Source organism: Alteromonas sp. HB246098, assembly GCF_054890645.1.
In genome coordinates this window covers 941,139-962,777 of the sequence record NZ_JBTZUG010000001.1, presented here as the reverse complement: position 1 = coordinate 962,777, position 21,639 = coordinate 941,139, and the positions used below count along the sequence as shown (strand labels likewise).

Below are 21,639 nucleotides of genomic sequence, written 5' to 3'. Positions count from 1 at the left end.
AACGTATTAAAAACCCCACATGCCGATATTATCAATTTTAAGCCGACGAGGCTGGCTTAACAGGTAGACCACCATTTCGCCTAAGTCTTCGTTTTGAATCAGACCCTTGTCTATCTCCTCAGATCCTATTTTCTGTGACTGAATTAGCGCAGGGTTGAGTGAATGAACGTGAATGCCATAAGGTCGCACTTCCTCTTGAAGAGCTTTCCCAAGCCCCACCAATGCGAATTTCGACGCGCAGTAAACGCCCGCATTGGCATATCCATTTAGTGCTGCCTGAGAGGCAATATTGATAATGTAACCTTCTCGATTTTCAATCATATGGGGCACTACTTGCTTACACATAAGGAAGGAACCTTTTACATTGGTATCCATCACTTCGTCCCAATCGTCTTCACTGGTTTCCCAGATGAGCGTTTCTTTACCAAAACCACTGTTATTGATAAGAACGTGAAGTTCGCCAAATGTATTTTTAACTTCTTTTACGAAACTTGCGACTTCATCACTTTTTGATACATCACATTTTGCCCCAATGACTTTACCGGGGAATAGCGCATCTAATTGTTTAACTGTCTTGGTTATCGTTTCCTCAGTGCGTCCGCAGATAGCTACTTTCATTCCTGCTTCTAATAGAAAGTGAGTTATAGTTTTTCCCAGCCCCTTGCCGCCACCTGTCACAATGGCGGTTTTACCCGATAACAAATACATATCTGTCATAATTAAAACCTAGCGAAAAAAGAATAAGATTAACTTAGCTGGTATTGGCGTTATACAAACATACGTATTCATTGTGGGCCCAATTGATAAGGTCGCATTGCAATGCTTAAAAAATAATCCCGAAATAATTGGACATGGCGACCAATTACCTGTACTGTCTCGCTCGCTCTAGATATGTTTTATGCTTTACCTAATACTGCGCTGTACCTTTCTTTATACCTTCAAATTGAAGTGCTAGATAGATATACAACTGCTTTACTAGCTTAGTTATGTCTATTGCTATTCGGTGGCTTCCACCATTACATCAATTTTTTTAAAAGGTTATTATTATGTCTAATTCTGTAAACGGTACAGTTAAGTGGTTTAACGAAGAAAAAGGTTTCGGTTTCATTACTCCTGAAGCTGGTGGCAAAGACGTATTCGTACACTTCCGTTCAATCACTTCTGACGGCTTCAAGACTCTTGCTGAAGGTCAAGCGGTTAGCTTTGAAGTTGAACAAGGCCAAAAAGGCCCACAAGCTGCTAACGTAACAGTTCTTTAAGACCTGTTAGCCAGCTTAGGGTTATTTCTCTTATCTGAAGTAACCCGCAAAGATGGGCTCTTTTACACAAAAAATGTGAAAAGAGCCTAATTTTCGTTTTTAGATTTCTTAACCCAACCTGCGAGGAATTCAAAACAAACTATATCAATAAAGAAGTATCTAATATGCAACTTCAAAACTCTATCTCTACCATTAACAGCCTTATTCCAGGTGCGTTAATTTCAAATATCTCCATAAATAAAACAGCTGTTGCCTTCAAACATGCGAATACCTACCGACATGTTCAGTTATCATCAAGACAAGAAGCAAAGCGATTCATTGCTCAGCTTATTCAAAAGAGCTAATTAAGCTCGCTCTACCCTTATCGCTGTATAGTCAATAATAATGCTAAAAAGTTAAAAGGTTATAGCTCTTGCCTTTTTAGTAGTGCAACTGCGTGGTATGTATAAAGCGCTGTAAATAAAGGGGTGCTGTTGCAAGAGAAGCATTGGCTAGTACGGGTGTGTACTAACCAATGTCATTATAGAAATAACCTGCCGCTATTATTTGGCTTTTAAGTCGACGTCTGAATCTGCTAACAGATATATGCTTGCTGCATAAGCTGCAATGTTTTGAGCCAGTTCATCAGGGTTAATTTTGTCTAATGTGTCATCAGGCGTGTGATGAAGATCGAAATAATCTCGACCGTTCTGGTTCAACCGGATAGTCGGTACGCCTTTCGCTGCGAGCGGTATAATATCGGGGCCACCACCGGCAACGTCTGAGCCACCGCGAATTATACCCAGAGGTGACAAGATCTTTGCGATTTCATCTACCAGTACTGTTGCTTCAGGGTTCACATTAGACACAAGTTGCCAAATTGTTTGTGCGCCAAAATCAGACTCAGTAGCAAGAACGTGGTTAGCAAGGTTCTTTTCATGCTGTTTTGCATAAGCAAACGCGCCTAATAAGCCCACTTCTTCAGCGCCAAACATAACTACACGAATGGTGCGCTTAGGGCGTTCAGGCAGTGATGCAATTAAAGCGGCTGCGGCTGTGGTAATAGCAACGCCCGCACCGTCATCAACAGCGCCGGTGCCTAAGTCCCAGCTATCTAAGTGACCACCAATGAGCACAATCTCTTCGGGCTTTTCACTACCGACTAAATCTAGAATTACGTTGCCGCTGCTTACTTCGCCTTTCCACTTTGACTCAGAATGAAGCGATAACGACAGTGGCTTGCCTAAATTGTGTAGGCGTCGTAAATGATCAGCGTCGGGGTTAGAAATAGCAACAACCGGAATATCGGCCCACTCATCGCCGTCTGAGCTCATCATGCCAGAGTGAGGGAAGCGATGAGAGTCTGAGCCTACCGAACGTACAACTAGCGCTTCAGCGCCACCGCGCTGCGCATGTTGCCAACCAATACGGCGACGTTGATTCGCTTGGCCATAGCCCGCACCCGTTTGACTTTTTACCATGGCATCGCCATCGACAAACGCAATTTTGCCTTTAAGCGCGCCGTCTTTAACTGAGGTTAGTGCGTGAATATCTCTGAAATACACGATGTCAGCGTTTATCTCGCTATCTGAAGGAGCCGCTCCACCTAGCGCTGTGCCATAAAGCGGTTGGGCATAAGGCGCAGTAAGTGAAATATGTAAATGACCCCTGTCCCAGAAGGGCATGGTAAACTCTTCAATACTCACTTTATCAAATCCGAGGCGCTCTCCTACCTTAACGCCCCAATCCCTGGCTCGCTTTTCAGCTTCCGAACCGCCAAGGCGTGGGCCTATCTCTGTAGTTAGTGATTCTACGATGCTATAGCCTAAGTCACTTTTCAGCGCTTTTTGAATTAGCGTTTCCGCATTTTTCTTTTGCTCGTCTGTAATGGGTGAAGTTTCAGCAAAAACACCGAAACTGCATGCACTTACTAATGCACCAAACGCTAGATTCCTAGCGATATTATTCAATCGGGACATGTGTTCTCCGTGGATTATTTTTATATTTTTTTCTATTTACGCTTCTTCTTAAGCGACAATTTTTGCTTTTTCTCTTGTTCTTTCAGCACTTCGTTTATAAAGCTCTTTCTACCAAATTCACGGGTAATAGTGCACTTATTTAAATCAAAACCGCGAGCAGGGCAGTATTCTCTGCCGTACAAGATAATCTGTAGATGCAGGTCGTTCCATCTTTCTTTAGGAAACAGGCGTTTTGCATCGCGTTCTGTTTGCTCTACGCTTTTTCCGTTCGATAAACCCCAGCGGTACATTAAACGATGAATATGTGTATCTACCGGGAAAGCAGGAATGCCAAAGCCTTGAGACATAACCACCGCGGCTGTTTTGTGGCCAACAGCAGGCATGGCCTCCAGCGCTTCAAAGTTTGCTGGGACTTCACCATTGTGTTGTTTAATGATCATATCGGACAAATGCCAAATGCCCTTCGACTTCATAGGCGATAATCCACAAGGGCGGATAATGTCTTGTATTTCTTCAATACTCATCAACACCATGTCGTAGGGGTTATCTGCGCGAGCGAATAGCTTTGGCGTAATTTGATTAACGCGCTCGTCGGTACATTGTGCCGATAATAGAACTGCAATCAGTAAAGTATATGGGTCTTTGTGATCTAGAAAGATAGGAATTTCTGGATAAAGGTCATCCAAAATTCGCATTATTTCTTTTACTTTTTCCTGCTTAGATAGCGGCTTTGCCGGCTTAACTACATCATTCATTTCTATATACTTTTTTAATATGGACGCTAAACAAGGTGTAAATTTTTTAAGTTAAAACGTTTGCACCATCTGCTGAAGTTTTCACTTACTCCGTCAAGCTACGCTAACAATTACGGTATGATTTAACTCTCTGCAGTGACGCGCACGCGCTCAGCTTTCACCGCAGGCGATGTTTGCTTAGCGGCTAACTTGGCATCTATGCTGTTTTTAATAGCAATAAGAAGTCCCATGCCTAAAAACGCACCCGGCGGTAATATCGCAAGTAGAAATGGGTTTTCTGTGTTGAACAGTGTAATAGTCCAGTTCGCAGCAATGGGGCCAAATAGTCTATCTGCACCCGCTAATAACGTCCCCGCACCCAATATTTCTCGCATGCCGCCTAGTACAACCAACACAGCGGTAAATCCTAAGCCCATCATGAACCCATCGTATGCGGACGCAAGGGGCCCGTTTTTCGATGCAAAGGCCTCGGCGCGTCCTATAATGGCGCAGTTAGTTACAATCAGTGGAATAAAAATACCTAACGCTAAGTAAAGGTCGTAGGTATAGGCATTCATTAGAAGCTGAACAATGGTTACAAATGCTGCAATAATCATAACGAAAACAGGAATGCGGATCTCGTTTCTTACCACATTTCGAACGAGTGAAACGGTAATGTTACTGCCAATTAAAACCAACATGGTAGCAAGGCCAAGTCCTAAACCGTTAATGAAGGTAGCAGTAACGGCTAGTAGGGGGCACAATCCTAACAGCTGTACTAGCGCAGGGTTGTTCTTCCAAAGTCCTTGCAAGGACAGGTCGCGAAAGTCAGTCACGTTATAACTCCTCTACACTATGAGGTTGGGTTTCATCCACGTTAACGTCATCTATCGTTTCAACCGAATCTGTTGTTGCACAGGTGTCGGGGGCTGAGAATAACGCGCTTTGGTTAGCCTGAGCGTAAAGTAAAGCTTCACGTACGGCTGTGACTACCGCTCTTGGCGTTATAGTAGCGCCTGTGAATTGGTCAAATTCGCCGCCATCTTTTTTGACTTGCCATGGAGCTAAGTTATCTGGTGAGAAAGACTTACCGCTGAAGCTTGTGATCCAATTGCTTACTGCAAGCTCTATCTTATCACCAAGCCCAGGGGTTTCTTTATGTTCGATAACGCGTACGCCAAGTACTCTCATATTGGTTGTTTTTATTTCAGCCGTATCCATTTCGGGAGAACTCTCGTCGAGTTTTGCCATATCGGTTAGCGGTAGTGCAGAAGTATTGAGGTTTTCACTCTCACTGCTACGGGAGTCATTTGGCATACCCTGTTGTTTACCGTTGGCAATATGTGTTTCTACTTTTACACCGACAACAATATCTATATCACCGCTATAGCCATCGGGGGCAGTGGCTTCCAACACAAGCGCGCTAGGTTGGCCGTTTAGCGTGGCACGGTATATCTTATGGGCTTTTTTTATGCCCAGTGCGGGGGCGTCGACTTCTGTGCAGTTGGCGTACAGGGCATTGTCGTGGAATTCACTCGGCACAACTTCATTAAGTACGCTTAGAAGCTTTTGCTGCTTTTGTTGCTCAATTTTGTCTTGGGTGCCGAAAAAGGTTAACGCTATTAACGCAGTGGTGACAACGGCAAACGCACCTAACATAAGGCCGTTCTTGGCCAAGCTTTCTTTCATCATTACTGCTTACCTCGGCCTTTGCCCACATTTTTACCGTAAACACGAGGGCGGGTGTAATAGTCAATAAGCGGTACCGCCATATTCATAATGATCACTGCAAACGCCACAGCATCGGGGTAACCACCAAATGTGCGTATTATAACTACCCAAAATCCAATCGCAGCCCCAAATATAATTCGGCCTTTTGGGGTTGTTGACGCGGAAACCGGATCGGTTGCGATAAAGAAAGCACCAACCATTACTGCCCCATTAAACAGGTGGAATAGCGGTGAAGCATAGTAATCGGCGTTAACCAAATGAAGCAGTGATGCACAAACAAATACGCTCAGCAGCATGCCACCTGGGATGTGCCAGTTAATAACACGGGTTTTCCATAGGTAAAGACCGCCAAGTAAATAGGCAAGGCTCACCATACCCCATCCTGCACCAGCGGCATCAAATACGCCGCCATCAAAAATTGGTTTAGCTAAAGACTCTGAGTAAGTCATACCTTGCGTTAAGTCAGTTTTTAACGTGTCTAGAGGTGTAGCCATGGTTACGCCGTCGGCAATAGTTTTAAGCTGAGTAACATCGTAGCCGCTGGTAGTGAAGCCTGTAAATATCAATGACAGCGAGTCAAAGAAGCTTGGCGTAACCCCAGCATGGGTTGCAGGCGGTAGCCATAAACTCATGGCTGCCGGGAATGAAATAAGCAAAACCACATAGGCTATCATTGCGGGGTTAAAAATGTTGAAACCAAGCCCGCCATAGACTTGTTTAGCAACCGCGATCGCAAAAAATACTCCAATGACCGTCATCCACCACGGCAGAGTAGGCGGAATACTAATAGCGATTAACAAGCCTGTTAAAACGGCGCTGTAATCAGTAAGTGTGCGTTCGATAGGACGCTTTCTTAAAAATAAAATAACCCCTTCAATTACCAGTGCACTTACTACTGCAATAACCGCTTGAATAAGCATGCCCCAACCAAAGAAAAAAGATTGGGCTATCATGCCTGGGATCATGGCGTAAATAACCATGCGCATGACCTGTCCGGTATCGCGTTTAACCCGTTGGTGTGGTGAACTCGATAAACTTAACTTCATTCTGATTCTTTCTCTTGTTCAGCCGCCGCTTTTTTCGCTTTTGCTTTTGCAATGGCTGCCGCTATACGTGCTTTCTTTTCATCTTGAGCAGTGGGTTGAGAAGTTGATTGCACGCTTGGTACTTGTTCTGCTTCACTAGACGACTCGCTCTGCTCATATTCCTTGTGACTTTCTTGTTCAGCAGTATCTTGTGAGGCTGCTAAATCGTCATTAGTGCTTTGAGCAAGTTTCTTTGCTTTGGCCTTTGCCACAGCGGCAGCTATACGCGCTTTTTTCTCGTCAGCGTCACTTTTAGATGGAGCGTCGTTAGTATTCTCATTAGGCGCGCTAGATACATCCTGCGCTTTTCGCGTTGAAGTAGCCTCCATGCTGAGGTCACTATCGCCAGCATCTTCTTGCTCGCCTTTAATTTTATCTTCTAGATTACCTTCCTGTTTAGCCGCTTTTTTGGCTTTTGCTTTCGCCACGGCGGCAGCAATGCGGGCCTTTTTTTGTTCCGCTTCGCTCAAGTTGCTAGATGAATCTAGAGCCTTGTTATTCTGAGCACTATTATCTTGGCCGCTGACGCTTTGAGGATCTGCTTCTTTTTGTAAGCTAGCGTCTTGGCTGTCTGTGTCAGCTTCGCCAACAGGGGTAGATGCTTGTGCTTTTTGCGACGCGGCCTTTTTGGCTTTAGCTTTGGCAACGGCAGCAGCTATCCTAGCCTTCTTTTCATCCTTAGCATCTGTTTCACCTAGCGGCTCTCTAGACTGGTTGTCTTGCTGCTCGTTTAATTGAGTGGGTGTAGACTGCTCAGATTGTCCGCTTGCGTTATTTTTAGCGGCTTTTTGCGCTTTTGCTCTAGCAACGGCCGCTGCAATTCGCGCTTTTTTCTGCGCTTCAGCTGTTAGATCTGAATTAGTTTCGGTATTGGATGGCTCAGTATTTGAAGGTTCAGTATTTAAAAGCTCAGCAGTTTTTTCGTCTTGAGAACCCGCTTGGTTTTCTGTTGACGCATCTGAATACTGGCCAGCTTGGGCTGCTTTCTTGGCTTTCGCTCTGGCGATAGCAGCGGCAACTTTGGCCTTTTTATCATCTTCTGGCGAAGGTGCCTGAGCCGCTGGCTCAGTGGCGTTTTCAGCTTGCTCTGAACCTTGAGCTCGGGCTGCTTTCTTCGCTTTTGCTCTGGCAATTGCCGCGGCTACCTGAGCTTTTTTATCGTCCGCCGCTGGGTTAGGCTCGTCAGCGTTTACTGGTGTATTTTCGTCCTCAGCCTTAGCCTTGGCCTGCATTGCCGCTTTTTTCGCTTTCGCACGCGCAAGCGCCGCCGCTACTTTGTCCTTTGCTTCAGTTGCGGTAGCGTCAGCCGAGTTATTTGCATTATCTACGGCTGCAGCATTTTGTTCTTTGGCTTTGTTGGCGGCTAATCGTGCTTCTTTTGCTTTTCTATGTTTTTCTTCGCGCTCAAGTTTTTCGCGCTCTAAACGCTCTTTACGAGCTTCAAAACGCTGTTTAGCTTTTTCAGCTTTATTCTTTTCATCACGCTGAATGCGTATTTCAGACTTAGCCTGGCGATAGTAATGCACCAGCGGTATCTCGCTGGGGCAAACGTAAGCGCATGCGCCACACTCTATACAGTCGAAAAGGTCGTATTCTTCGGCTTTGTCGTATTCTTTTGCTTTAGCGTGCCAAAAAATTTGTTGTGGGAGCAGTGATGCCGGGCAAGCATCGGCGCACGCACTACAGCGTATACACGGGCGTTCTGCATTATCATCTACAAGCTCTTTCTTGGCCGGGACTAATAAGCAGTTTGTGGTCTTTACAACAGGAATAGTTGCGTCTGATAAGGTAAAGCCCATCATAGGCCCACCCATAATGACTTTGGGCGCTTTCTGTTTTTTCGGGTTGTAACTTGCTTCTTCTAACAAATGAGAAACAGGTGTACCTAATAGCGCTCTGAAGTTGCTAGGGGACTTAACTGCTTCACCGGTTACGGTAACAATACGCTCTATAAGCGGCTTACCATGCAAAATAGCGTCTGCAATGGCATAGCAGGTTCCTACGTTAAACATCATCACGCCTACATCGGCAGGCAAACCATTTCTTGGCACTTCTCGGCCAGTAACAACCTGAATTAGCTGCTTTTCACCGCCAGCAGGATATTTAGTTTCAACGCTAACCACGCGGTAGTCTTTCTTATCCTGACAGGCAATATTGAGTGCCTCGAACGCTTCGGGTTTGTTGTCTTCAACCGCAACAATAATTGCCTTAGGTTCGATAAGGTGAGTAAGAATGTCTAGACCCTGGCGTATTTGCCATGCGTGCTCACGCATTAATCGGTCATCAGATGTGATATAAGGTTCACACTCAATCCCGTTTAGGATAAGAAACTCAACAGGTTTAGATGTTGAGGTTTTTATATGGGTAGGGAAGCCGGCACCACCCATTCCAGAAATACCAGCTTGGCAGATAGCTTCAATAAGTGTGTTTTTATCAAGCTCGCTATAGTTAGCGATGGGGGACAGGTCGCCCCATGTGTCTTTACCATCCGGGCGTATTGATATACACATTTCGGTTAAGCCACTAGGATGAGCAACAACATGCGGCGCTATTGCAACAACTTCGCCCGAGGTGGGGGCGTGTACAGGTACCGAAAAAGGCGAGGAGCTTTGCGAAAGAATTTGGCCTTTTACCACGGTATCGCCAACTTCTACGCAACATATGCCGTCTGAACCAATGTGCTGGCGCAGTGGTACTATCAATAACTCTGGCATCGATGGCTTTTTAATTACCGACGTATTAGAAAGTGATTTTTTATCGTCAGGATGCACACCACCTGGAAATGAGTACAGCTTCCCCGCTTCAAGAGCTTCTATAATTGAATCAAAACTTGGATACATCACAATTACGATACCATTTTGATAGGGATATCACCTTTAGGTGATGATTCGAAATCCCACTTCCACGTAGAAGTAGTTTGAACGATTGGCACCATGTCAATGCAGTCGACAGGGCAGGGGTCTACACATAAGTCACATCCTGTACACTCATCAGTAATAACGGTATGCATATGTTTTGCGGCACCTAATATGGCATCCACAGGGCAGGCTTGGATACATTTGGTACAGCCGATGCACTCATCTTCTCGAATGAAAGCAACTTTTTTGACGTCTTCTTCGCCATGCGCTGCGTCAAGGGGTTTGGGTTCAACCCCCATTAAGTCTGCAAGTTTTTTGATCGTTGCTTCGCCGCCTGGAGGACATTTATTAATGTCATCGCCGTCTGCAATAGCTTCAGCATAAGGTTTACAACCTGGATAACCACACTGGCCGCATTGGGTTTGTGGTAACACGGCGTCGATTTGTTCGACAAGGGGGTCGCCCTCTACTTTAAAGCGAATGCTTGCATAGCCCAAGACTAGGCCAAAAATAAGAGCAAGGACGCCAATTGCAATGACTGCAAGTATGATCGTAGTAGACATCGACATTACACCTTCACCAATCCACTAAATCCCATAAATGCGAGGGACATAAGGCCTGCGGTAATCATGGCAATTGACGCACCCTTGAAAGAGACTGGTACGTCAGCAGCAGCTAAGCGCTCACGCATGGCTGCAAATAACACTAATACCAAGGAGAAACCTACCGCAGCCCCGAACCCATAGATAAGGCTCTGCATGAAATTATGCTGCTCGGTAAGATTTAACAAAGCTACACCAAGAACTGCACAGTTGGTTGTGATAAGAGGGAGAAATATACCTAACAGCCTATATAAGGTAGGACTTGTTTTGTTCACGACCATTTCGGTGAACTGAACAACCACCGCAATAACAAGGATAAAGGCTAACGTTCTGAGGTAGCCAATACCTAATGGCGCAAGTAAATAGGTTTCAACCAGGTAACTTGAAGCCGAGGCAAGGGTGAGTACAAATGTGGTGGCCATAGACATGCCCATGGCGGTTTCTAGTTTTCCAGATACACCCATAAACGGACATAAACCGAGAAACTTAACCAACACAAAGTTGTTAACCAGTACTGTACCAATCAATAGCAGTAAAAATTCAGTCATGAATAACGCAATTCCTTCGAGGAATCTTGACGGACAACGCCCGCGAATTAAAAAGAAAAACAGATTAGGTCTATTATCCCTTTTTAGAACGGGTTTAACAACTTGATTGAATTAGGGTTATTTAATGTCTAAACGCGTTGTTTTAGGAATTAAAATAGAATGAAGTGGGTAAGACGATTAAGAGCCAACTAAGTGGCTCCCCCTCCCCGACTCGAACGGGGGACCTGCGGATTAACAGTCCGTCGCTCTAACCAACTGAGCTAAGGGGGAATCGACACCTAAGTTGTTTGCTGAAGTTGGCTCCCCCTCCCCGACTCGAACGGGGGACCTGCGGATTAACAGTCCGTCGCTCTAACCAACTGAGCTAAGGGGGACCTGTGCTTCAACGGGGGCGAATATTAAAGACGTACTTAGGAACTGTCAACAACATAAATGAAATATTTGTGCTGACTGCGCAAAAAATAGCTTTTTACGGCTTTTATGTTCATTTTGTCGTCAATGCTGAGAAAATGATGGTTAATAACTGCACATTATTGCTTGTTTACATATAAACACGTGTGCTTTTAGCTTTTAAAGAAATGATTTTTTCTTTTTTCTGATATATCTCAGTAAAGTTAAAGGCTATAACTAAAAAGAATAAAAAATCGCTTCCATACTGTTATTATGTACAGGCTTTAATAAATCTGTAACCTGTACCTGAGGATTAAAAGGTTAGTCACCACTTACGTGATGAGAAATTAATCGAGCACGAAATCCCGCCGAATATGGTCTGGCGGTAGTTATCCACTAAATCTGTGGATAACTATGTTGATAGCTTATATTCGTCTACTGCTTTTGTAAGATCAGGTATTAATTGATCCGATTGAATAGGCCTGAATGTGGGGTTATATTCTATATACTACAAAGGGTTAGCACTGTTTTTGTGATCGCAACCTTCGATCTAAATTGATCGGTTGAACAAAAAGTAGCTTGTGTGTTAATTCAACGAATGACTAAATGCTATTCAACAAAATCCATGTTATTTCTCAGTCTCTTACAAGTTATTAACATTTTTGTTGGTCTTTCAACCGCTGAGTTGTAAAAATCTAATATGGATGAACTTTGATAGTCACTATATTAAAAGTGAAATGGAATAGAAACTAAACTGTCACGAATTCACTGACATATTAATCGTGTAAAAATACTGACAAAGTAGTGCTTTTAGCGAATAGCGAACAAATTCGCAAAGTGCATGTATTTTCATTAAAAACATTATATTTCTTCTCTCCCTCTTACGCTTTGCTTTGTTTATCGAAACAGCATGGCTAAATAGCGTTCACCGTTTTACACTAGCGCGCAGTTAATGAGGGGAATTTAATTAGCCGGAGCTCTAGTGATAAAAACTAACGCTAAACAACGTACTTCCGACTTATTGGGAGGAGATATAGGTACTACGTTAAAGCGTATGACTATTCCTATGATATTGGGGATGGTAATGATGATGAGCTTTGGGCTTATCGATACCTTTTTCGTCAGTTTGTTGGGCACAGACCCATTAGCTGCTATCAGTTTTACCTTTCCAGTAACCTTTACCGTAATTAGTCTGAACATTGGTTTAGGTATAGGAACCTCGGCAATTATAGGGAAGTTGCAGGGTAGTAAGGAAATAACCAAGTCCCAACACTATGCTACAGGCTCGCTAATGCTGTCTGTTTTGCTGGTAGGGACATTAGCAATAATTGGCTTTTTTACCATAGAGCCTGTATTTAAACTGCTTAATGCCACAGATAACTTAATGCCATATATATCTGACTATATGGGCCTATGGTATTTATCGAGCATTTTTTTAGCTATGCCTATGGTGGGCAATAGTGTACTTCGCGCATGTGGTGATACCCGAACACCTAGCATAGTGATGGCAGCCGGGGGCGGTCTAAATGCGTTGCTTGACCCTATTTTTATATTCGGACTTGGGCCTATTCCGGCAATGGGAATAAAAGGTGCGGCATTGGCTACCTTTATCGCGTGGATAGTTGGCGCCATATGGATACTTTATATTTTATCTGTACGTCGAAAGTTAATGTTACCTCGACTTCTAACACTCGCCGAGCTACGTGACAGCAGCCGGGAAATTCTCAAAATAGGGCTGCCTGCGGCAGGAGCAAATATGCTAACCCCTGTTGCAGGTGGTGTGATGACAGCTGTAGTTGCTGGTTACGGCGCCGAAGCGGTGGCAGCGTGGGGGGTAGGTAATAGAATGGAGTCTATTGCTAGCATTGTTGTGCTAGCGCTATCTATGACGCTGCCTCCATTTATCAGCCAAAACGTAGGAGCAGGGCAGGTAGAACGGGTAAAAAAAGCATATTCACTTACTTTGAAGTTTGTTCTTGTTTGGCAGTTCGGCATTTTTCTTGTCATGTGGGCAATGTCTAGCTGGATAGCCGTTGCCTTTGCCCATGAAGCAGAGGTAAGCGTATTGATACAGCTATTTTTGATGATTGTGCCGCTAGGTTATGGCATGCAAGGCATTATCATTCTGACTAACTCATCGTTAAACGCAATGCACCGCCCCATGACGGCATTAGTTCTAAGTGTCATCCGCTTGTTTATTTTCTTCGTACCAATAAGCGTTGCGGGCAGTTTTTTCTTCGACTTGAAAGGGCTATTTGCCGGTACTGTCATTGCCAATATTGCAATGGCATGTGTCTCACTTGTTGTTTTCAAGAGTGCGCTAGCTAAGTTCGAAACAGACACTGTAGATGCTCAACGAGGCTAACGGTAAGTGTGCTTCGCTGTATTTTTCAGAAAATATGCCCGCAAATAATATGTTAAGCATTAGGCTAAAGGAAAGGTTAAATAAATGAGTAGAGGGTTTGAGCTTCATTCTAAATACAAACCAGCGGGCGATCAGCCTAAGGCCATCGAAGCCCTAGTCGATGGCTTGGAAAGTGGTTTGGCCGGCCAGACACTGCTAGGTGTTACGGGGTCAGGTAAAACCTTTACTATGGCCAACGTCATTAAAGAAGTGCAGCGACCCACGCTTATACTGGCACACAATAAAACACTTGCGGCTCAACTTTACGGTGAAATGAAAGAGTTTTTCCCCAATAACGCCGTAGAGTACTTTGTTTCATATTATGATTATTACCAGCCAGAAGCCTACGTTCCTAGTACCGATACCTTTATCGAAAAAGACGCGTCTATAAATGATCACATTGAACAAATGCGATTGTCAGCTACTAAGGCACTGATGGAGCGCCGTGACGTAGTGATAGTGGCCAGTGTGTCGGCTATTTATGGCTTGGGTGACCCCGAATCCTATATGAAAATGCTGCTGCATCTTCGTCAGGGCGACACCATGGATCAGCGTGATATTTTACGTCGCCTTGCTGAACTGCAGTATAAGCGTAACGATTTGGCCTTTGAGCGGGGTACATTCCGTGTGCGTGGGGATGTTATTGATATTTTCCCCGCTGACTCTGAAAAGCAAGCTGTAAGGGTTGAGCTGTTCGACGATGAAATAGATAAAATCAGTTTATTCGACCCGTTAACCGGCGCAGTGGATAAGTCTGTTATTCGCGCGACGGTTTTCCCAAAAACGCACTATGTTACACCGCGAGAGAAAATTCTGAATGCTATTGAGCATATAAAGGATGAATTAGGCGAGCGCAAAAAGCAGCTTCAGGAAACGAATAAGCTTATTGAAGAACAACGCATTTCACAACGTACCCAGTTTGATATCGAAATGATGATGGAGCTTGGATATTGTTCGGGCATTGAAAACTATTCCCGCTACTTGTCGGGTCGAGCCCCGGGCGAGCCGCCTCCAACTTTATTAGATTACTTCCCGGCAGATGGCTTGATGTTTATCGACGAGTCTCACGTTACGGTTTCCCAAGTAGGGGCTATGTATCGTGGGGATCGCTCTAGAAAAGAAACGCTAGTGGAGTTTGGTTTCAGATTGCCATCTGCGTTGGACAATCGCCCTCTGAAGTTTGAAGAATTTGAGCAAATCTGCCCTCAGACCATTTATGTTTCTGCTACGCCGGGTGACTATGAGTTGAAGAAAACTGACGGCGAGATAGTTGAACAAGTTGTGCGGCCCACTGGGCTATTAGATCCGGTTATTGAAGTGCGCCCCGTAGCCACTCAAGTCGATGATGTGCTCTCTGAAATTCAAAAGCGAGTAGAGCTCGACGAACGTGTGCTCATTACTACGTTAACAAAGCGTATGGCCGAAGACTTAAGCGAGTACTTAAACGAGCACGGCGTAAAGGTGCGCTATCTACATTCTGATATTGATACTGTTGAGCGTATTGAGATTATTCGCGACTTGCGGTTAGGTAAATTTGACGTGTTGGTTGGTATCAACCTTTTACGTGAAGGGTTAGACATGCCTGAAGTCTCGCTCGTTGCTATTTTAGATGCGGATAAAGAAGGGTTCTTACGTGCTGAGCGTTCGCTTATTCAAACTATTGGTCGTGCTGCACGCCACGTAAATGGAAAAGCTATCTTGTATGGAGATAGTATTACGAAGTCGATGAAAAAAGCGATAGACGAAACGGACCGTCGTCGTGAAAAGCAGATGGCGCATAATGAGGCCAACGGCATAACACCGATGCGACTCAATAAGCCTATTACCGATATTATGGACCTAGGTGATAGTGCACATCCTGCCTCTGGCAAAGTAAGACTGCGCAAAGTTGAAGAAAAGAAAAAGCAACAGAAGACAGCAAGTGCAACTGAGTTGATGGATCAAATCACTGAACTTGAGAAGCAAATGTTTGAATATGCCCGAGAGCTTGAGTTCGAAAAAGCGGCTTCACTTCGTGACGATATTGAATCACTTAGAAAACAGGTGGTTGCGCTTTCTTAAGCATTTTACACAGTCAAAGCCCTCAATGCGTTTTGAGGGCACTTCACTCGCCAGACCTTCCCGAAGGGCGAGGTTAAAATGTTACAAAGCCTTATGCGCACGTGTTCCGTATAAATCTGAATAACACATCACTATTTTCTCCCCACCTTTGCTTATGTTCTTTTTACTTATGTAAAAATATTCCTGTAGATAACTATTTACCAAACAGAAAAGTTGCTTTTTTATTATTAAATGAGACGAAAAGCAGCAAAATGTCGTTGTAATAGCACGATTAGTTACATATAGTTCTCGTAAGAGTATCTATAACTATACCTAAAAACAGGTGCTAATATGCTTAATCGTCTTCAGGAGTCAGATATCAAGCTACTGCGTGTGTTTTATGCTGTAGCAAGCTGCAACGGATTTACTGCGGCTGAACCCGTGTTGCGAATGCAACGTCCAAATATCAGTGCCGCTATTAAAAAGCTGGAAGAACGTTTGGATTTGGTGCTATGCCATCGTGGGCGTGGTGGTTTTCAAATGACAAAAGAAGGTGAGGTGGTTTTTCAAGAAACCAAGCGCATCTTCAACGCATTCGATAACTTTGTATTTAACCTAAAATCGCTACACGATGACTACTCTGGCCATATCACGCTCGTGTTGATGGCAGGTCTTCCGCTATCAATGCACATGGCTGTAAGTAAAGCGGTCAAAAGTACAATGAAAAAGTTTGATGATATCCATGTGAATATCCAAACTCGCTTATATAACGAAGTAGAACACGTAGCGCTTTCGGGTGAGTGTCACCTTGTAGTTTCAACCTATGACATGGTAAAACCCGAATCAGTGACTTTTCACCCCGTGGGAATTGAAACTGAAGGGCGATTATATTGTGCGCCAACCCATCCGTTGGCAAAGTATCGCGATACTGAGTTGCCAGAGAATGTGAAAATTGGTGATTATCCTGCGATTGGTATCGCTGGCCTGTCATCGGCTAATTACATTGAAGATGAGACCAGGCTATCTATTCAAACCTTTTCTGATTCTTTTGACGCCGCAATGTCCGCAATTATGACGGGCGAATATATTGGCTTGTTACCTGATTACATGGCAAAAGAGCAGGGTGCGGCGTTAGGACTCGTGCCTATTGCACAAGGTAGCCTTTTTAACTTTAGCCACGAGTTGTTTGTGATGAATGGTAAAAACACGCGGCTAAACCCAGTATTGCGCCACTGTATTAAAGAGTTGAGCTATTTTATTTCTGAAAGTCAGAAGTAGCTTTATCAATACAGCGAATATAAAAACACCTCTTGTTTCAAAGCGCTTATAAATGCGCGTGGAACAAGAGGTGTTTTTTTGAGTCTATCTATTTTTATACCCAGTGCTTATTCGTACTCTAGAGGGTCGGTAGCGTTGTTTTCTTTAAACGCTTCTAAACGTTCTTCACATGCACCGCACTTCCCGCAGGCTTTTTCTCTGCCGTTGTAGCATGTCCATGTTTGCCCATAGTCCAAACCCATTGACAAACCGTCAGTCAAAATAGCTGTTTTGCTGTCGTCGATATAAGGCGTCATAATGGTAACAGGGGTATAGTTTGCAATACCGCATACGTCATTCATCTTATGCACGAATTCTGGTCGGCAGTCGGGGTAAATGGCGTGATCGCCTGAGTGTGCACCATAATAAACTTCATTGGCGTCCAAACTCACAGCATAGCCAACCGCCAATGAAAGCAATATCATGTTACGGTTAGGCACTACCGTTTGTTTCATGCTTGGTTCTTCATAATGGCCTTCAGGCACATCTATATCTGACGTTAGGGCAGAGCCTCCAATAAGTGTGTTAATAGCGCTAATATCAACAATTTTATGTGGCACGTTAAGTGATTTACATACGTTCGCCGCATAGTCGAGTTCTTTTTTGTGACGTTGACCGTAGTTAAAACTTAATGCGTGGACTTTTTTGCCTGCATTTAGTGCTTTGTGCAGTACCGTGAAAGAGTCCATGCCTCCTGAATAAATAACAACAACATTTTCTGATGACATAGTTTTTTGAAGATTTAAGAAATTATCCCCGAATTTTATGTGATCCTTGGTAAAATCCCAACATACAATCGTTAAAGGGTGTCAATTTGTCTGTAATGTCCACATTAAACATCAATGAGATGTTTGAAACTATCCAGGGTGAAGGAGCTCACACAGGTATTCCTTCTATCTTTGTTCGTCTGCAGGGCTGTCCTGTAGGCTGCCCGTGGTGTGATACCAAACATACATGGGAAATCAAGCCTGATTTAAGTGTATCGCCACAGGCGGTAATAACCAAAGGTGAAGAGTCAGAAAGCTATTTCACCTCAAGCGAAGACGCCTTACTGGCCGAATTTAGTGAACAAGGATACGTGGCAAAGCACGTGGTTATTACCGGTGGTGAGCCTTGTATGTATGATTTACGTCCGTTGACAACCTTGCTACACGATAACGGGTATACCACACAAATTGAGACCAGCGGCACCTTTGAAGTTCTGTGTGACGAACGCACTTACGTAACCGTTTCACCTAAAATAAATATGAAAGGTGGATACGATGTTTTAGTCAGCGCATTAGAAAGGGCAAACGAAATTAAGCATCCTATTGCTATGCAAAAGCATATTGATGAACTTGATGCGCTGTTGAGCAATGTATCATCGCTAGAAGGAAAACAGGTTTGTTTACAACCAATTAGCCAGCAGAAGAGAGCGACTGAACTGGCTGTGCGTACTTGTATTGAGCGCAACTGGCGGCTATCTTTACAAACACACAAATACATTGGCATTGAATAAATGTTTAATACATATCGGCCGCTTAAAAGAATAATTAGCGATGATGAGCACTCAGCTTACTCTTTAACTCACTCTTTAATTCATCATGGGCATAAAGAAAATGCACAGCTTCAACACGCTTAAACAAGCCGTTACTACGGCTATTGCTTTATGTCTTTTGGCTATTGTACCAACGGCTGATGGCGCTACGTGGACGATTACCTACCCCCGTCCTATCGACGACTCTGACGCGCGAGCTCAATATCCTATCGCTTTACTTAAACTTGCTCTCGATAAAACAGGTGTCAATTATGAGCTTCGTCCTTCGGATCGCATATTACTGACGAGTAAGGCTATGCGCCAGCTTCGTGAGAATAGAGAAGTGAACGTTGTGTGGAGCATGACAGATAACCAGCGTGAAAAAGAACTGACTCCCATTCGAATACCTATCGCCAAAGGTCTGATTGGCTTTCGCGTCTTTGTTATAAACGAAGATAAAAAGTCAAAATTTAGTGATGTATTATCGCTGAACGATATGCGCAAACTTGTTCCTATTCAAGGTGAGGAGTGGCCAGATACCAAAATTCTCCAAGCCAACGGGTTCAATGTTTTCACCGTGCCTGAATTTCGCGAAGCGTATGACATGATTAAACAGGGGAAAGGTGACTTTTTTCCCCGCTCAGTGATGGAAGTGAGCGCAGAACTTGAGGAAGAAGGCCGTCGCTCTAACCTCTACCTTGAACCTTCAATGGCCCTCTATTACCCCACAGCAATGTATTACTTCGTAAATGTAAATAATAAAACATTAGAAAACCTCATTCACACTGGGTTAAATAGAGCCATAAAAGACGGGTCGTTTGACGCCTTGTTTGAGTCTACCTATGCGCCTATCTTAGAGTCTCTAGATGTTAGTGAGCGCAAAATATTTACTCTGGAAAACCCATTGCTTCCTATTGAAACCCCTCTCACTAATTCTGCACTCTGGTATAAACCAACGATGACTAATACCAATCCGCATAGATAAGCGCCTTCTGAGTGGGCGAGTTTAAAATGTCCGTACTCTTTGTTGTGTCACCTTGATGTAGAACCACTATACCTGTGGTAACACGCCGTGATTACGAACATTTTAACTCTCGCTGAGTGGGTAATTATTTATGCGGACTGGTATAAAGTAAAACAGCAATAAAAAACGCAGCCTAAGCTGCGTTTTCTACATTTTACATATTGCTGTTTCGTTGCGTCTATTAAGACTCGCCAGCGTGAACGTCTTTCATTGAGCGACCAGAAGGGTCGGCATTGTTCTTAAAGCTCTCGTCCCATTCAAGAGCTTCTGCAGTACTACAGGCGATTGACTTGCCGCCAGGTACACAGCGCGCAGCACTTTCTTGAGGGAAGTAGCTCTCAAAGATAGTACGGTAGTAATAGCCTTCTTTTGTGTCAGGCGTATTCACTGGGAAGCGGAACTCCGCAGTAGCCAGTTGTTGGTCGGTTACTTCGTTTTCAACGAAATCGCGAATGGAGTCGATCCACGAATAACCTACACCGTCACCGAATTGCTCTTTTTGACGCCACAATACTTCTGCAGGCAGTGTATCGCCGTTATCAAACGCTTTACGAAGGATCCACTTCTCCATTTTCCCATCAAGGCACATCTTGTCTTGTGGGTTTAGGCGCATGGCTACGTCAATAAAGTTCTTATCTAAGAAAGGAACGCGTGCTTCAACACCCCATGCTGACGTGGCCTTGTTAGCACGCGCACAGTCAAACATGTGAAGACGATCTAGCTTACGTACCGTTTCTTCGTGGAATTCTTTAGCATTTGGCGCTTTATGGAAATACAGGTAACCACCAAAAATTTCATCAGAACCTTCACCCGAAAGCACCATTTTAATGCCCATTGCTTTAATTTTGCGGGTCATGAGGTACATAGGGGTAGCAGCGCGGATAGTGGTTGTATCGTACGTTTCTAGATGGAAGATAACATCACGGATGGCATCTAAACCTTCTTGAATGGTGAAATGGATTTCATGGTGAACTGTACCAATCATATCCGCCACTTTCTTCGCAGCTTTAAGATCAGGAGCGCCTTCAAGTCCTACAGCAAAACTGTGTAGGCGTGGCCACCAAGCGTCGGTCTTATCTTCGTCTTCAACACGTTTGGCTACGTACTGTGCAGCCACAGCAGAAACCAGTGATGAGTCTAGGCCACCAGACAGCAGCACTGCGTAAGGCACGTCAGACATCATGTGTGACTTCACTGCTTTTTCAAACGCTACGCGAAGCTCGTCTAAATCGCTTGTGTTGTCTTTTACGTTGTCGTATTCCATCCAATCGCGTTTGTAGTACTTAGTGATTTTTCCTTCTTTGCTCCAAAGGTAGTGACCAGGAGGGAACTCACTAATTGTCTTACATACGCCCGCTAGTGCTTTCATTTCTGACGAAACATAAAAGTTACCGTGTTCGTCATAGCCCGTATAAAGCGGAATAATTCCAATATGGTCACGGGCAATCAGGTAAGCGTCTTGTTCTTCATCGTAAAGAATAAACGCGAACATGCCTTCTAGGTCATCAATAAAGTCGATGCCTTTTTGCTGAAAAAGCGGAAGGATAACTTCACAATCTGAACGGGTTTTAAATGGATACGGTTCATCCAAGTCAGCGGCTAGCTGCTTGTGATTATAAATCTCGCCGTTAACAGCAAGAATTTGCTTATCGTTTTGGCTGATAAGAGGCTGTGCCCCTGTATCTACGTCGACAATCGCCAGTCTTTCGTGACAAAGAATGGTATTGTCATTATTCCAGATACCCGACCAGTCAGGGCCACGGTGGCGCAATAGTTTTGATAAATCGAGGGCTTGGGTTCTGAGTTCAGACACATCGGTTTTGATATCAAGGATACCGAAAATACCACACATATAACGGATTCTCTCTGTTCACTTGTTGAAAAAAATAATAGAAGTTTTTTCTGTCGGTACTCGCGTACGAGTGAGCGAAGGATTGTTTTTATTCTTTTTTCGCGTGCCTTGAATGTGCCAGTCTGACAGGAAATTGCAAGTACATTATGATGAGAAAATGGAAATACTTATTCCTTTTATCTCAAAATAGCCGTTTATTAACATTTTTATCCTATTTGGGGTGCATAATTATTATATCAATTAAATAGTGAGTGAGTTTACTGAATAGTAAAAAGTATCAATTCGAAGCCGCTTGGAGCAGTGCTTTAGGAATGAGGAATA

Annotated in this window: 18 protein-coding genes and 2 tRNA genes; 7 read left to right on the top strand and 13 right to left on the bottom strand. The window is 44.0% G+C overall.

Annotation, left to right across the window (positions count from 1 at the left end; genetic code table 11):
- Window positions 1-6: 6 nt before the first annotated feature.
- Window positions 7-717 (bottom strand): SDR family oxidoreductase, encoded by a 711-nt coding sequence (locus tag ACYTPF_RS04115; protein ID WP_461851294.1) that lies wholly within the window; start codon window positions 715-717, stop codon window positions 7-9.
- Between the two features lie 329 nt (window positions 718-1,046).
- Here ACYTPF_RS04115 and cspE point away from each other — a divergent pair, with 329 nt between their 5' ends.
- Together cspE and ACYTPF_RS04105 are read left to right on the top strand one after the other, a co-directional pair.
- Window positions 1,047-1,259, top strand: a complete 213-nt coding sequence (gene cspE / locus ACYTPF_RS04110; RefSeq protein WP_025254517.1) for a transcription antiterminator/RNA stability regulator CspE — start codon at window positions 1,047-1,049, stop codon at window positions 1,257-1,259.
- 164 nt (window positions 1,260-1,423) lie between these two features.
- Window positions 1,424-1,603, top strand: coding sequence for a hypothetical protein (locus ACYTPF_RS04105; protein ID WP_461851293.1), 180 nt, complete (start codon window positions 1,424-1,426; stop codon window positions 1,601-1,603).
- Between the two features lie 198 nt (window positions 1,604-1,801).
- Here ACYTPF_RS04105 and ACYTPF_RS04100 read toward each other — a convergent pair whose 3' ends face one another.
- The 10 genes from ACYTPF_RS04100 to ACYTPF_RS04055 form a co-directional block, all read right to left on the bottom strand.
- Window positions 1,802-3,217, bottom strand: coding sequence for a M20/M25/M40 family metallo-hydrolase (locus ACYTPF_RS04100; RefSeq protein WP_461851292.1), 1,416 nt, complete (start codon window positions 3,215-3,217; stop codon window positions 1,802-1,804).
- A gap of 32 nt (window positions 3,218-3,249) precedes the next feature.
- Complete coding sequence (locus ACYTPF_RS04095; protein ID WP_461851291.1) at window positions 3,250-3,972, bottom strand: endonuclease III domain-containing protein; 723 nt, start codon at window positions 3,970-3,972, stop codon at window positions 3,250-3,252.
- A gap of 122 nt (window positions 3,973-4,094) precedes the next feature.
- Entirely contained in the window at window positions 4,095-4,787 is a 693-nt protein-coding gene (locus ACYTPF_RS04090) for an electron transport complex subunit E (RefSeq protein ID WP_179982766.1), read from the bottom strand.
- Between the two features lies 1 nt (window position 4,788).
- Complete coding sequence (locus tag ACYTPF_RS04085) at window positions 4,789-5,643, bottom strand: RnfABCDGE type electron transport complex subunit G (RefSeq protein WP_461851290.1); 855 nt, start codon at window positions 5,641-5,643, stop codon at window positions 4,789-4,791.
- Window positions 5,643-6,728 (bottom strand): electron transport complex subunit RsxD, encoded by a 1,086-nt coding sequence (gene rsxD, locus ACYTPF_RS04080; RefSeq protein ID WP_461851289.1) that lies wholly within the window; start codon window positions 6,726-6,728, stop codon window positions 5,643-5,645. The genes ACYTPF_RS04085 and rsxD overlap by 1 nt, the downstream gene beginning before the upstream one ends.
- On the bottom strand, window positions 6,725-9,607 hold the full coding sequence (gene rsxC, locus ACYTPF_RS04075; protein WP_461851538.1) for an electron transport complex subunit RsxC: 2,883 nt from the start codon (window positions 9,605-9,607) through the stop codon (window positions 6,725-6,727). Before rsxC ends, rsxD begins: the two co-directional genes overlap by 4 nt.
- Window positions 9,608-9,612: 5 nt before the next feature.
- A complete protein-coding gene (gene rsxB, locus ACYTPF_RS04070; RefSeq protein WP_179982769.1) occupies window positions 9,613-10,194 on the bottom strand; it encodes an electron transport complex subunit RsxB in 582 nt (193 codons plus the stop codon).
- Window positions 10,194-10,775, bottom strand: a complete 582-nt coding sequence (gene rsxA / locus ACYTPF_RS04065; protein ID WP_179982770.1) for an electron transport complex subunit RsxA — start codon at window positions 10,773-10,775, stop codon at window positions 10,194-10,196. The genes rsxB and rsxA overlap by 1 nt, the downstream gene beginning before the upstream one ends.
- A gap of 193 nt (window positions 10,776-10,968) precedes the next feature.
- A tRNA-Asn gene (locus ACYTPF_RS04060) sits at window positions 10,969-11,045 on the bottom strand.
- Between the two features lie 27 nt (window positions 11,046-11,072).
- Window positions 11,073-11,149, bottom strand: a tRNA-Asn gene (locus tag ACYTPF_RS04055).
- Window positions 11,150-12,147: 998 nt separating this feature from the next.
- Here ACYTPF_RS04055 and ACYTPF_RS04050 point away from each other — a divergent pair.
- The 3 genes from ACYTPF_RS04050 to ACYTPF_RS04040 all read left to right on the top strand — a co-directional run bounded on the left by ACYTPF_RS04050 (window position 12,148) and on the right by ACYTPF_RS04040 (window position 16,887).
- Window positions 12,148-13,530, top strand: a complete 1,383-nt coding sequence (locus ACYTPF_RS04050) for an MATE family efflux transporter (protein WP_442864410.1) — start codon at window positions 12,148-12,150, stop codon at window positions 13,528-13,530.
- An 84-nt stretch (window positions 13,531-13,614) separates the two neighbouring features.
- Window positions 13,615-15,630 carry an excinuclease ABC subunit UvrB gene (gene uvrB, locus ACYTPF_RS04045; protein WP_179982772.1) on the top strand — a complete coding sequence of 672 codons (2,016 nt, stop codon included), beginning with the start codon at window positions 13,615-13,617 and terminating at the stop codon, window positions 15,628-15,630.
- Window positions 15,631-15,960: 330 nt separating this feature from the next.
- Entirely contained in the window at window positions 15,961-16,887 is a 927-nt protein-coding gene (locus tag ACYTPF_RS04040) for a LysR family transcriptional regulator (RefSeq protein WP_118489862.1), read from the top strand.
- A gap of 107 nt (window positions 16,888-16,994) precedes the next feature.
- Here the strand turns inward: ACYTPF_RS04040 and queC are convergent, their stop codons facing one another.
- A complete protein-coding gene (gene queC, locus ACYTPF_RS04035; protein WP_179982773.1) occupies window positions 16,995-17,654 on the bottom strand; it encodes a 7-cyano-7-deazaguanine synthase QueC in 660 nt (219 codons plus the stop codon).
- Between the two features lie 95 nt (window positions 17,655-17,749).
- On the opposite strand from queC, the gene queE reads away from it, so the two are divergent.
- Both queE and ACYTPF_RS04025 read left to right on the top strand, forming a co-directional pair.
- Complete coding sequence (queE, locus tag ACYTPF_RS04030; protein ID WP_461851537.1) at window positions 17,750-18,424, top strand: 7-carboxy-7-deazaguanine synthase QueE; 675 nt, start codon at window positions 17,750-17,752, stop codon at window positions 18,422-18,424.
- A 100-nt stretch (window positions 18,425-18,524) separates the two neighbouring features.
- On the top strand, window positions 18,525-19,427 hold the full coding sequence (locus tag ACYTPF_RS04025; RefSeq protein WP_179982775.1) for a type 2 periplasmic-binding domain-containing protein: 903 nt from the start codon (window positions 18,525-18,527) through the stop codon (window positions 19,425-19,427).
- Window positions 19,428-19,647: 220 nt separating this feature from the next.
- On the opposite strand, the gene asnB is transcribed toward ACYTPF_RS04025, so the two are convergent.
- Window positions 19,648-21,318 carry an asparagine synthase B gene (asnB, locus tag ACYTPF_RS04020; RefSeq protein ID WP_179982776.1) on the bottom strand — a complete coding sequence of 557 codons (1,671 nt, stop codon included), beginning with the start codon at window positions 21,316-21,318 and terminating at the stop codon, window positions 19,648-19,650.
- Window positions 21,319-21,639: the final 321 nt, after the last annotated feature.